12 protein-coding genes are annotated in these 13,259 nt (G+C 43.1%); 9 read left to right on the forward strand and 3 right to left on the reverse strand.

The annotated features are described in order from the left end of the window. Positions 1–35: 35 nt before the first annotated feature. From H2O73_RS17030 to spfP, 3 genes are all read left to right on the forward strand, one after another. A complete protein-coding gene (locus H2O73_RS17030; RefSeq protein ID WP_182110135.1) occupies positions 36–470 on the forward strand; it encodes a GNAT family N-acetyltransferase in 435 nt (144 codons plus the stop codon). A gap of 615 nt (positions 471–1,085) precedes the next feature. Beyond that, entirely contained in the window at positions 1,086–3,875 is a 2,790-nt protein-coding gene (gene polA, locus H2O73_RS17035) for a DNA polymerase I (protein ID WP_182110136.1), read from the forward strand. Between the two features lie 193 nt (positions 3,876–4,068). Beyond that, on the forward strand, positions 4,069–4,116 hold the full coding sequence (gene spfP / locus H2O73_RS23420; protein WP_438356636.1) for a small protein SpfP: 48 nt from the start codon (positions 4,069–4,071) through the stop codon (positions 4,114–4,116). 484 nt (positions 4,117–4,600) lie between these two features. Here spfP and yihA read toward each other — a convergent pair whose 3' ends face one another. Next, on the reverse strand, positions 4,601–5,266 hold the full coding sequence (gene yihA / locus H2O73_RS17040; protein WP_182110137.1) for a ribosome biogenesis GTP-binding protein YihA/YsxC: 666 nt from the start codon (positions 5,264–5,266) through the stop codon (positions 4,601–4,603). Between the two features lie 148 nt (positions 5,267–5,414). Here yihA and H2O73_RS17045 point away from each other — a divergent pair, with 148 nt between their 5' ends. The 5 genes from H2O73_RS17045 (at position 5,415) to hemN (ending at position 10,024) form a co-directional block, all read left to right on the forward strand. Next, entirely contained in the window at positions 5,415–6,032 is a 618-nt protein-coding gene (locus H2O73_RS17045; protein WP_182110138.1) for a c-type cytochrome, read from the forward strand. Positions 6,033–6,747: 715 nt separating this feature from the next. Continuing rightward, positions 6,748–7,386: a class I SAM-dependent methyltransferase gene (locus H2O73_RS17050; protein ID WP_182110139.1), complete on the forward strand. Its 639-nt coding sequence runs from the start codon at positions 6,748–6,750 to the stop codon at positions 7,384–7,386. Then, positions 7,386–7,949 carry a Der GTPase-activating protein YihI gene (gene yihI, locus H2O73_RS17055; RefSeq protein WP_182110140.1) on the forward strand — a complete coding sequence of 188 codons (564 nt, stop codon included), beginning with the start codon at positions 7,386–7,388 and terminating at the stop codon, positions 7,947–7,949. The genes H2O73_RS17050 and yihI overlap by 1 nt, the downstream gene beginning before the upstream one ends. A gap of 9 nt (positions 7,950–7,958) precedes the next feature. Then, complete coding sequence (locus H2O73_RS17060; protein WP_182110141.1) at positions 7,959–8,447, forward strand: DUF2489 domain-containing protein; 489 nt, start codon at positions 7,959–7,961, stop codon at positions 8,445–8,447. A gap of 188 nt (positions 8,448–8,635) precedes the next feature. Further along, on the forward strand, positions 8,636–10,024 hold the full coding sequence (gene hemN, locus H2O73_RS17065; protein WP_182110142.1) for an oxygen-independent coproporphyrinogen III oxidase: 1,389 nt from the start codon (positions 8,636–8,638) through the stop codon (positions 10,022–10,024). 83 nt (positions 10,025–10,107) lie between these two features. Here the strand turns inward: hemN and ilvY are convergent, their stop codons facing one another. Next, positions 10,108–10,998: an HTH-type transcriptional activator IlvY gene (gene ilvY / locus H2O73_RS17070; protein WP_182110143.1), complete on the reverse strand. Its 891-nt coding sequence runs from the start codon at positions 10,996–10,998 to the stop codon at positions 10,108–10,110. A gap of 145 nt (positions 10,999–11,143) precedes the next feature. Between ilvY and ilvC the strand changes: the two genes are divergently transcribed. Continuing rightward, positions 11,144–12,628 (forward strand): ketol-acid reductoisomerase, encoded by a 1,485-nt coding sequence (gene ilvC, locus H2O73_RS17075; protein WP_182110144.1) that lies wholly within the window; start codon positions 11,144–11,146, stop codon positions 12,626–12,628. Positions 12,629–12,970: 342 nt separating this feature from the next. Here the strand turns inward: ilvC and ubiK are convergent, their stop codons facing one another. Further along, a complete protein-coding gene (ubiK, locus tag H2O73_RS17080) occupies positions 12,971–13,222 on the reverse strand; it encodes a ubiquinone biosynthesis accessory factor UbiK (RefSeq protein WP_075647726.1) in 252 nt (83 codons plus the stop codon). Positions 13,223–13,259 lie beyond the last annotated feature (37 nt).

Raw genomic sequence — 13,259 nt, forward strand, 5'->3', positions numbered from 1 at the left:
TAATGGCATGATGGTCTTAATTGAAGGAGACAATAATGACGGTAGTTTTTCGTCAGGGTACGGTAGCAGAATGTATCGAGGCTGTTGAAGCGATCAATGAATTTATACGTAAAGAGACGGTTGAGTCGTTGTCTGCCCGTTTACACGGCAAGCGATCTCTGATTTTGTTGGCTGAGGAACAAGGTAAGATCATCGGTTTTAAAATTGGCTATGAGTTGGATTCACACACGTTTTATAGTTGGTTTGGCGGAGTATCACCGGTGGCTCGTGGCAAAGGTGTCGCGCAGCAATTACTGAACGATCAAGAAGCTTGGGTGGCAGAGCAGGGCTATTCAGCCATTAAGGTAAAATCTCTAAATCAATTTCCATCTATGCTGAGATTGCTGATCAAAAATGGCTATATGATTGAAAATTATGAGCAAAAATCAGATCTATGTGAATCTCGAATCCACTTCATTAAAGCGATGTAAAAATAAATGAGACTTTTTCTCATTTAGATGTTGACTGTGTAAATGATAATCATTATTATCAATCTCGTCTTAGGGAATTAGGAAGTTCACAGGGAAGTTGATTTACAATATTCAAGCTATTGAATTTAGTAACTAAACAGAATCTTTCGAACTTGTACTCATTCTTTTTGACACGACATTGCTCACATTGCTTCCAGTGTAATTTATAGCTTTATGGTAAAGCGGCATGTTTAACATGAAATGCTTTGACCCTTTTTTTGCTAGGCGACATCGAAAGATGTCGCTTTTTTTATTGGTTTTATTTGGGCTTGAACAAAAGGACACCAGCAGTCTTTTCCACAATTAAGGATCGTTTTTAGATCGCATTTTTGTTGATCGATCTTTTGTTTTGTTCTTTATATACAAAGGGTTAATTTTAAATTTTCTAAAAATGTGACATTCGTCAATGTTGGTGAATAATTATTATAAACAGAGTTATCCACAGTTCGATGTGTGGTGTGAAGGGATGATCGTCTCATGTCGCAAGAGACATCACAGACTTTGCATAGCATCGCTGACGTAGTCGTGGCATCCTAAGCGGATCTAATTCGCATTCTCTTTGGAAACTAAAAGACTATGGCTCGCATACCAGATAATCCACTAATTCTGATCGACGGTTCTTCTTACCTATATCGTGCATTCCATGCCTATCCAGGCACTATGAGTAATGGCGAGATTCCGACTAATGCGGTATACGGCGTAGTGAACATGCTACGCAGCATGATGCGTCAATTTGCTTCTGATCGTATTGCGGTAGTGTTTGATGCCAAAGGCAAAACATTCCGTGACGACATGTATTCCGAATACAAAGCCAATCGTCCACCAATGCCGGATGACTTACGTTGCCAAATTGAACCGCTGTATGACGTGATCCGAGCGATGGGACTGCCATTGATCTCCATCACCGGCGTTGAAGCGGATGATGTGATTGGTACTCTTGCCTATCAAGCATCACAGCAAGATATACCGGTACTGATCAGTACAGGTGATAAGGACATGGCACAGCTGGTTGATGAGAACGTTACCTTGATCAATACCATGACCAATGTGGTTCTGGATCGTGAGGGAGTGATCGAGAAGTTTGGTATTCCACCTGAGTTGATCATCGATTATCTGGCGTTGATGGGGGATAAAGTCGATAACATCCCTGGCGTTCCTGGTGTGGGTGATAAAACAGCGACAGCCTTATTACAAGGTATTGGTGGCTTAGATAAATTATTTGAGAACCTTGATGATATTGCCCCTCTGGGTTTCCGTGGCTCAAAAACCATGGCGAAAAAACTGGTCGATAACAAAGAAGAAGCGTTGCTTTCTTACCAGCTTGCGACGATCAAACTTGATGTAGAGATGGAGTTTAAACCGCAGGATCTTGTTAAAGCGGAGCCAAACAAAGATGAGCTAATTAAATTGTTTGGTCAGTTGGTGTTTAAATCATGGCTGAATGATCTGCTCGACGGTGGTACCGGTGTTGTTGAAGCTGACGAAAAGTCGGGTGCAGTTGCCTCGAGCTCAGCAAGCCAAGCGGAAGTCAATACTGCCGCGGTGAACATAGATCGTAGCCAATACCAGACCATTCTTGATCAAGAGACATTTAATCAGTGGCTAGAGAAGCTTAAAGCCGCGGATGTGTTCGCTTTTGATACTGAAACTGACAGCCTAGATTACATGGTGGCAAATTTAGTTGGTTTGTCATTCGCAACTGAAGAAGGCGTGGCTGCTTACGTACCTGTGGCACATGACTACTTAGATGCGCCGCAGCAATTGGATCGTGATTGGGTACTAGAGCAGCTAAAACCAATTTTAGAAGATGATAATCAAGCCAAAGTCGGGCAGAACTTAAAATACGATGCCAGCGTGCTAGCGCGCTACGGCATTGAAATGCGCGGTATCAAATATGACACCATGTTGGCGTCTTACGTTTTTAATAGCGTTGGCGGTAAGCATGATATGGATAGCCTAGCATTACGCTTCCTACAGCACAGCTGTATCTCATTTGAACAAATTGCCGGTAAGGGTAAAAACCAACTCACCTTCAATCAGATCGACCTTGAACAAGCCGCGCCGTACGCAGCAGAAGATGCGGATGTCACTTTGCGTCTGCACCACCGCTTAAATGAAAGTTTGTTGCAAGATGAAAAACTCAATGCCATCTATCAACAGATTGAAGTTCCATTGGTGCCAGTGTTATCTCGCATCGAACGCACAGGTGTCTTCATTGATGACATGATGCTGTCTGCGCAGTCACAAGAAATCGCCGTTCGTTTGGATGAACTAGAACAGCAAGCTTACGAGGTTGCTGAACAAGAGTTCAATATGAACTCTCCAAAACAGCTTCAAGCGATCTTGTTCGAAAAGATGGGCTTACCTGTGGTGAAGAAGACGCCGTCAGGCACGCCATCGACCAATGAAGAAGTGTTGCAAGAATTGGCTTTAGATTACCCTCTGCCTAAGCTGATTTTAGAATATCGTGGGTTAGCGAAACTGAAATCAACTTATACAGATAAGCTGCCGAAGATGATCAATCCAGAAACAGGGCGTGTTCATACTTCTTATCACCAAGCGGTGACCGCGACAGGCCGTTTATCATCAACCGATCCTAACTTGCAAAATATTCCAATTCGTAATGAAGAAGGTCGCCGTATTCGCCAGGCGTTTGTTGCGCCACATGGCTACAGAATTATGGCTGTCGACTACTCTCAAATTGAGCTGCGAATTATGGCGCACCTTTCTGCTGACCAAGCATTACTGGATGCCTTCCGTGACGGTAAAGATATTCATACTGCTACCGCAGCTGAAATTATGGGAGTAAGTATCGACCAAGTAAGTTCAGAACAACGTCGTCGCGCCAAAGCGGTTAACTTTGGTCTTATTTATGGTATGAGTGCGTTTGGTCTAGCAAAACAACTCGGCATCCCACGTGGTGAAGCACAAGAGTATATGAATAAGTACTTCGAGCGTTACCCTGGTGTTATGCAGTATATGGAAGATACTCGTAGCACTGCCGCAGCAAAAGGTTATGTTGAAACCATTTTTGGACGCCGTTTGTACTTACCTGAAATTACGTCTCGTAATGGCATGCGTCGTAAAGCGGCTGAACGTGCTGCGATTAACGCACCAATGCAAGGTACCGCCGCTGATATCATTAAGAAAGCGATGCTACTGGTGGATGAGTGGATTGAAAAAGAAGGCAATGGTCGAGTTAAGTTATTGATGCAAGTACACGATGAATTGGTCTTTGAAGTACAAGAGTCAGCTTTAGCCGAAATTGAAACAAAAGTACAAAATTTGATGGAGTCGGCTGCTCAGTTGGAAGTGCCATTGGTTGCGGAAGCAGGGCATGGCGATAACTGGGAACAGGCGCACTAGACAAAAAATAAGCAACATTTAACATTTAACATGAGCCAGCGCACAAATGCTGGCTTTTTTTTATCGATAAAAAAGTTGGCGCTTAAGAAGTGAATATGTTGCTAAATTGGAAATTAGTGAAAATAAATTACAAAAATTCTTTGAATTTCTGACCAATTGTTGTACATTAATCGACGTAGGGTACAGAGGTAAGATGTTCTATCTTTCAGACCTTTTGTTTCACGTTATTGGATTAGGCTGATTCAGCCGCCCCAGCCAGCATTTGGCTGGGGCGTTTTTTCTTGTGGCAAAGAAAATTTTAATCGTCCACTTTTACCTACATAAATGCCATCTCGCATCGTAAGTTCTTCAACTCTTTCCTCCACATTTTGCTTACACGCAAAATGACCAGCGGCGTAAATCTGTAATATTCCTTCATCACACTTTTATTATTTCGCACAAAAAACAAACAAACCAATATTAACCATCTGAAAACAAAGAACTTGTTTCATGCCTTTATTTGTGGGCTTTTTCGTCAAATTGAGCCAATTGATTGCGCTAGGCAGGGGGAGTTGCAAGTTACATTAAGTTGGGCAAAGCTAGCTAAATAATTATAACAACTATTAATTCTCTCCCGTTGCCCCATTGACTAGTGGGGCTTTTTCTTTGTCTTGGGAGAGGTTAGTCGTACGGCAAGCAACAAAAAGCCCCGCACTTGGCGAGGCTAATTGGTGAGGTTGGCGCTATTATTCGCCGTCGTTGTCAGACTCAAGATCTGATTCAACGTCTTCCTCAACAAGGTGTGCAAATGCGGGAGCAAACCATTCGTCTAGCTTGTTGCGCAGTACATCAACACCTAAACCTTTTAGGGTTGAGAAAGCGTCAACTTGTACAGTGCCGCCGAAGCCTTTGGCGTCTTCGCGAATTTTGCTCAATTGTGCTTTACGCGCGCCGCTTTTTAGCTTGTCCGCTTTAGTTAATAGTACTTGAACTGGAATACCACTATCGACAGCCCAGTAGATTAACTGTTGATCGAGATCTTTCATCGGATGACGAATATCCATTAACACCACTAGACCTTTTAGGCATTGGCGTTTTTGTAGGTATTCACCAAGCGACTTTTGCCACTTCTTTTTCATTTCAAGTGGTACTTGAGCAAAGCCGTACCCTGGTAAGTCGACAATATGGCAGCCATCAGTCACTTTAAATAAGTTGATAAGCTGAGTTCGACCGGGTGTTTTACTGGTTTTAGCCAGGCTCTTTTGATTGGTTAATCGATTTAGAGAGCTCGACTTGCCCGCATTGGAGCGTCCGGCGAACGCAATTTCAATGCCCTCATCCTCTGGCAAATGACGAATGTCAGGTGCACTTGTGATGAAATGGGTGTTTTGGTAATTAATTTTTACGCTCACTGTTAACTCCATCTCGACTTTGTGTAGTCAATTGATTACTTTTTTGTGAATTTGTGTAAAATAACCGTACTCGGCATGAGGTCGCCTATTGTACCATGAGTGGCAATGCAGAGTGGTACTGGAAGCTTGATAATTATAATGGAATGTCATGAAGAAATTAGTGCTAATTGTGAGTCTTTTGGCCAGCTGCTCCGTATGGGCCCAAGGCAGCATAGAAGCTGGTAAAGCGAAATCTCAAACTTGTGTTGCGTGTCATGGAGCGGACGGCAACAGTTTACTTGGAATGTATCCTTCACTGGCTGGTCAGCACGCGAAGTATATAGAGAAGCAGCTGAAAGACCTAAAACTCGGAATGACGAGTGGTGGTAAACAAGGTCGTTATGACCCTGTTATGAGCGGTATGGCAATGCCGCTGAATGAACAAGATATGGCAGATCTAGCAGCCTACTACGCTTCATTACCACTTGCTCCTAATACAACACCTGAAGATGTTGTAGAGCAAGGCAAAGCGCTTTATGCCGCCGGTGATGCGCAGCGTGGATTAACCGCTTGTATTGCCTGTCATGGTCCGCGTGGTAACGGTACTGAGTTATCTGGATTCCCTAAAATCTCTGGTCAGCATGCTGATTACATTAAGCTTCAGCTAGAGAAATTCAGAGACGGTAATCGTGGCAACGACATGAACGAAATGATGCGTGATGTTGCCAAGAAGCTAACGGATGAAGATATTGATGTACTGTCTAAGTATGTTGGTGGTCTTCACTAAACTCTTATCTTCCAGTCAAACTCTCAAAGCCATGTCCTAGACATGGCTTTTTGTTTGCCACTACTTAATGTGATTTAAATCACACCTGCTAGTTCGCCCACTTCTCCTATCTTGCTCTGCTCTTTGTGAGACATTCGCCATTCTTTCGCCAGCTATTAACGAGTGCTTAGATGTAAATTATTTTAAAAACAACATCTTAATGTTGTGTGTGTTATTTAGTCGTATTTTTTTAGTTGAAGATGTTGTGCATAAAGCCTTAAGCAGTAAAGTATCTACATCCACACGATGTGGTTCAGGACAATAGACTAGGATAGTCTCCATGGATGCAGGTAAGGATTACTTGGTTGATGGTAATGGACTGATGGTAAGCAGGAAGCTTACATAAATATGGATGGTTAACTGGTCTGAAGGTATAGACACGGCAAGGAGCGGGCTAAGGATTAGCCTAACTACAGGATGTAGATGGAAAGTTAAAATTCATTAGGATGATGACAAACAACACCTTTTTGGCATGGATAGCTCGAAAAACAAATGGAAATTTGGAGTGCATTTTTTGCACAACCCAGTTTAGCCTTCATGGCATTTAGAAAGCGATAGTCAATCTATCGCTTTTTTTATATCTAATTTTACAAATTTGATGATTATTTGCACAATAGTACTCCACTCTAAGAGCAGTTTCTGGTATGTTTCGCATCCCCTGTAAGAGGATACATCGATGCACTACTGTCCGCTTTGCCAAAGCAATCACACCCATCATTACTTTGAAGACAAGCACCGACAGTATTTAGAGTGTTCGAATTGTGCCTTGGTGTTTGTAAATCCCGAGCAACGCTTAGATGCGAAGGCAGAAAAAGCACACTATGATTTGCATGAAAACGATCCTAGTGATGTCGGTTATCGACGCTTTTTATCACGAATGGCAGACCCTATCTGTCTACGTGTAGCACCAAACTCTCAAGGGTTAGATTTTGGCTGTGGTCCCGGACCAACATTGTCGTTAATGTTGCAAGAGCAGGGTCACGCTATGAAGTTATATGACATCTATTATCATCCAGAAACGTCGGTATTAGATGAGCAGTATGACTTCGTTACTGCCACAGAAGTGATAGAGCACCTATACCAACCTGATAAGGTGTGGCAGCAATGGTTGAATTTAGTTAAGCCCGGTGGCTGGCTTGGTGTTATGACCAAGATGGTTATCGATGTTGAAGCGTTTGCAACTTGGCATTATAAAAACGATCTCACTCATGTGATCTTTTTTAGTCATGCGACGTTTGAGTACTTGGCAGAGCGGGATAAGCTCGAACTAGAATTTGTAGGAAAAGATATAATTTTACTGAGGAAAACCCAGTAATGAGTCGTAGCAAGAAAAGTAGATCAGGCGGCGGCGCTGCCGACGTTATCGTTGTTCGCAACCGTACACAGTCAGATGTTGATGGTCGTCAGCTTAAAAGAGATAAAAAGCGTAAAGGTTTGAAAACCGGTTCTCGCAATGCGGAAGTGAAATCGCAGAAAGAGCAAAAGGCATCACAAAACCGTGACCCACGCTTAGGCAGCAAGAAGAAAATTCCGCTGATCGTTGAAGCTGTTAAGAAGCCAACGAAAGTAGAGCGTCGCATCAGTGCTGAAAAAGAGCTAGAGATGCTAGAAAACGACGCGCAACTTAACGTACTGCTAGACCGTATTGACGAGGGTGAAAACCTAGGTTCAGGTCTGCAGAAATACGTTGATGAAAAATTAGCGCGTATCGAAGTACTGATGAAGCAATTAGGTCTTTATGAAGAAGAGCTAGAAGTGGATGAGTATCAAGAACAAGAGGAATACTCTGCACCGACTAAAGCAGAGAAGAAACAATCTTCAGATGAAGATTTGTTGTCTCAGTTCGAATCTTTCGATATCAACCAATTTAAAGGATAACAGTAAGATATGAATGTAACCTTGTTAGCCATTGCTGGTGGAATTATTATTCTCGGCTTAGCTTCCTACGCAGGTTACCTTCTTCTTCAGTTGAAGAAGCAAAAGGAATTGCAGCTTAGACATCAGCAACTGGCGATTGAAAAGCGTAACGCGAACATTTATGAGAATGTAAACACCCTCTGCTTAGCTGGTATTCAAGGCCAGTGTGATTTATCTGAAATCAGCATTCGTGTTTACTGCATCATGGATTATGTTCAGGGTGATGATCGTATCGACTTTGATGAAAAGTATCCTGCGATCGCAGAGCTGTACCATGTGGTGAAAGATATGGCGCGAGGCGAAGACCGCCAAGCGCTACCGAAACAAGAACGCATGCAACAAAATTTAACCCGTCATAAAACAGAGTCGCGTCTGCAAGAACTGATTGTAGAAGAGCTAAAAGTGCTGCAAAAACAAGTGCAGCCACTCAACAATCAAATCAATATCCAAATGCTTTAGGCGCTCAGCCAAACTAAGTCAGATAACCGAGTCTCGATCACTTACACTTTAGGGTGAGTGATCGATTTATCAGTTCTGAGTATTTGTACTCAAAAAACGGTATGCTTTAGTTTCTCAACCGAGAGGCTATGGCAAAATAGCCCGTTAATGTAACCATGACTTTTCAGTCAAGAAATGGAAAGACCAACATGTCGCAGCAAGTCGTAGCAAGCCAACAAATTGAGTGGGATCAAACGGTTCTGGATAAATATAACTATTCTGGTCCACGTTACACATCTTACCCTACTGCATTAGAGTTCCATGAAGCCTTTACGGTTGCGGACTTTGATATGGCATGCACGTCTTACCCGGATAGACCGCTTTCTTTGTATATCCATATCCCATTTTGTCACAAGCTTTGCTACTACTGCGGCTGCAACAAAGTGATCACTCGTCACGCACATAAAGCGGATGAGTATTTGGATGCACTGGAACTGGAAATTCGTACTCGTGCGAGCTTGTTACAAGAGCGACGAGTGACTCAACTGCACTTTGGTGGTGGTACGCCGACCTTCCTTTCAAAAGCACAAATCAGCCGTGTGATGGCAATTCTACGTGGTGAGTTTGATTTTGAAGAAACCGCAGAAATTAGTATTGAAGTCGACCCACGCGAAATTGAGTTGGATGTGCTTGATCACTTGCGTAGTGAAGGCTTTAACCGTCTCAGTATTGGTGTACAAGATTTCAATAAAGAAGTTCAGCTACTGGTTAACCGTGAGCAAGATGAAGATTTCATTATTGCTATGGTACAACGTGCCAAGGAACTGGGTTTCCGTTCGACAAACCTAGACTTGATTTACGGTTTGCCAAAACAAACGCAACACTCATTTGCTGAGACTTTAAAGCAAGTATTAGAGATGCAACCGGGTCGTTTATCGGTATTTAATTACGCGCATATGCCGCAGTTGTTTGCTGCGCAGCGTAAAATCAAAGATGAAGACTTACCGCAAGCATCTGAAAAGATGGCAATCTTACAGCAAACTATTAATACCCTAACGGGAGCGGGCTATCAATTCATTGGTATGGACCACTTTGCACTTCCTGATGATGAGTTAGCGGTAGCGCAGCGCAACGGTATTTTGCACCGTAACTTCCAAGGCTACACCACTCAAGGCGAGTGTGATTTGGTTGGCTTTGGTGTTTCAGCAATTTCTATGATTGGTGATGCTTACGCGCAGAACCAAAAAGAGCTGAAAAAATATTACGCGCAAGTGAACGAGCAGCGCCATGCTTTGTGGAAAGGTGTGTCATTAGATCGTGATGATTTGATTCGCCGTGAAGTGATTAAACAGCTGATTTGTAACTTTAAATTAGACAAGCTGTTTATCGAGCGCGAATTTAAACTTAACTTCAATCAATACTTCTCTCAAGATTTAGAGTTGCTGCAAACCTTCATTAATGATGAGTTGGTTGAAGTGGATGAGAGTGAGATTCGCGTGACATTACGTGGTCGCTTGCTGATCCGTAATATCTGTATGTGTTTTGATAAATACCTACGTGATCGTGCGCGCCAACAGCAGTTCTCTCGCGTGATCTAATCGTTTTTGATTTGATTTGATTTGTCGCCACCGTTTTAAAAAGCCACGCCACTTGCGTGGCTTTTGCTTTTTCAGCGCAGAAATTAGAGCGTAATGTATTTTTCTTGTGCGACTTTCCACAACGCTTGTACTAATGGGTTATCTAACTGCGAGCGCTTACAACAGACACCGAGTTCAAATGGTGCAATCGGCGCGACTTTAAGCCGTTCAATCTTATCTCGTACAGGGCTGTTGTTGATCACCACATCCGGGGCGATACCTACTCCGCAGCCTAGCGCTACCATACTCACGATAGCTTCATGCCCTGATACCTGCGCATAAATGTTTGGCTTAATCTTCATGGCTTTAAACCAAGTATTAGCGCGCTCACGCGCCGTGCCAGCTTCTGGAACAATAAAAGGGATCAGGTTCCAGTTTGGTTTTTCATTTTGTAGCTCTTGAGCAAAATTGCTCACCCCTGATGGGGCTATCACCGAAAGTGGAATTTCGCTGATGGTTTCAAACTCAATTCGTGAAGGGAGTTGATCTGGCATGGCGGCAATGGCGATATCCGCATCATCATGGAGTATTTTTTCAATCGCTTGCGCAGGATCGCCAGTGGAGAGTTTAAATTCAATGAATGGGTGTTGCAGACGAAACTCGGAGATAAGTTCGGGTAGGTGGCTATAGCTAGCCGTAACGGAACAAAACAGTCGAATTTCACCTTTGAGCTCGTTATCAGAGCCAGCAAATTGGGCATGGTAGTTTTGCCATTCATTCAGAATCGTCAAGGCAACAGGTAGCAGCTTTTTACCTGCGGGGGTCAATTCGACACTGCGGTTGTCGCGTAGTAAAAGATTTTGCCCGGTCTCTTGTTCTAGTTTTTGTATCTGCCGGCTCAGTGCTGAAGGGCTGATGTGCATCGCTTCTGCCGTCTTGGCAAAGTTCTTACTCTCACATAAATGAATGAAGAGTTGCAGGCTCTTAATGTTCATATCAGGTAACATCCATGTTGCATTTTTTGCAATAACTAATTGTGAATATATCACTTTAAGCAATTCACTGTCTGTTTTAGTATCAATTCATTCGATAGATAAACCTATCGACCACATGGACATATTTCTTAAAGGAGAGCCCACAATGGCTAACTATTTCAATACCCTAAATTTGCGTGAGCAGTTAGACCAACTAGGTCGCTGTCGTTTTATGGATCGTAGTGAGTTTGCAACAGAAGCAGACTACCTAAAAGGAAAGAAAGTAGTCATTGTTGGTTGTGGTGCTCAAGGTCTTAACCAAGGTCTAAACATGCGTGATTCTGGCTTAGACGTAGCCTATGCACTACGCCAGGCGGCGATTGATGAACAGCGTCAGTCGTACAAAAACGCCAAAGAAAATGGTTTTGAAGTGGGCAGCTACGAAACACTGATTCCTCAAGCGGATCTAGTGGTAAACCTAACGCCAGATAAGCAGCATACCAATGTAGTTGAGACGGTAATGCCACTAATGAAGCAAGGCGCGGCACTGGGTTACTCACATGGCTTCAATATTGTTGAAGAAGGCATGCAAGTTCGTAAAGATCTAACCGTAGTGATGGTTGCCCCTAAATGTCCTGGCACAGAAGTTCGTGAAGAATACAAACGTGGCTTTGGTGTACCAACGCTTATCGCTGTACACCCAGAGAACGATCCAAAAGGTGAGGGTTGGGATATCGCGAAAGCATGGGCGGCAGCAACCGGTGGTCATCGCGCAGGTTGTCTAGAATCTTCATTTGTTGCTGAAGTGAAGTCTGACCTAATGGGTGAGCAAACTATCCTATGTGGCATGCTACAAGCGGGCTCTATCGTATGTTACGAGAAGATGGTTGCAGAAGGTATTGACCCAGGTTATGCCGGTAAGTTGCTACAATTTGGTTGGGAAACCGTAACAGAAGCGCTTAAGTTTGGTGGCATCACTCATATGATGGATCGCCTGTCTAACCCAGCAAAAATCAAAGCGTTTGACCTGTCTGAAGAGCTAAAAGATCTGATGCGCCCACTGTACAACAAGCACATGGATGACATCATTCAAGGTGAGTTCTCAAGCACCATGATGGCTGACTGGGCAAATGATGACGTAAACCTACTAGGTTGGCGAGCAGAAACTGGCGAAACGGCATTTGAAAACTACCCAACCACCGATGCTCAGATCTCAGAGCAAGAGTATTTCGACAACGGCATTCTAATGATTGCCATGGTTCGTGCGGGTGTTGAGCTAGCGTTTGAAGCAATGACAGCATCAGGCATCGTTGATGAGTCAGCGTACTATGAATCACTGCATGAACTACCACTAATTGCGAATACAGTTGCTCGTAAGCGTCTATATGAAATGAACGTAGTAATCTCAGATACCGCAGAATATGGTAACTACCTATTTGCTAACGTAGCGACACCGCTATTGCGTGAGAAATTCATGCCAGCAGTGAATACCGATGTGATAGGTAAAGGTCTAGGTGAGACTTCAAATCAAGTTGATAACCAGCGTCTAATCGAAGTGAATGATGCGATTCGTAACCACCCAGTGGAATACATTGGTGAAGAGCTACGTGGGTATATGACGGATATGAAGCACATCGCCGTAGGTGACTAATCTCATTGTGCTAGAGAATAACTTCGTTGTCTGATGTACGCATTTACTAGCGTAAACTGTGTGCATCATCCTAGAATTTATTGCTCTATCCCTGCGAGACCTTAATCTTTATAGCATTGAAATTTAGGCATCATCCTAAATTGATTTCCCTATTCCTGCGAGATAATCGTTTTATGGGATGGAGATTGAGTCTAGAAATAGGCTGAAAGAAAAGAACTCTAGATAGACTGGGGTTAATAAATACAAAAAAGTAAATACAACAAAAACAAAAGGCTTACTCCAATTGGGGTAAGCCTTTTTCTTTATCGGTAATACGCGCTGTCGTGAGGGCGTATTGAGAAATTATTTGTCTGCTAGTTTCGCTTCTAGATCAGCCAGTTTCTTTTCCATTTCAGTCAGTTTTTGACGAGTGCGCAGCAATACTTGAGTTTGCACATCAAACTCTTCGCGGCTTACAACATCAAGTTTATTTAGCTGGCCTTGGATTACTTGGCGAACTTTTTGGTCAACGTCTGCACCTAGGTCTTTCACTGGTTGAGGCATTGACTCGTGAATTTGTTTAGCAATTTGCTCTAATTTCTTTGGGTCAAACATGGTGTTAACACTCCTGTATCTTTGGCCTCATTCTATG

It is taken from the genome of Vibrio marinisediminis (assembly GCF_014050145.1).
In the GTDB taxonomy this organism is placed as follows: Bacteria; Pseudomonadota; Gammaproteobacteria; order Enterobacterales; family Vibrionaceae; genus Vibrio; species Vibrio marinisediminis.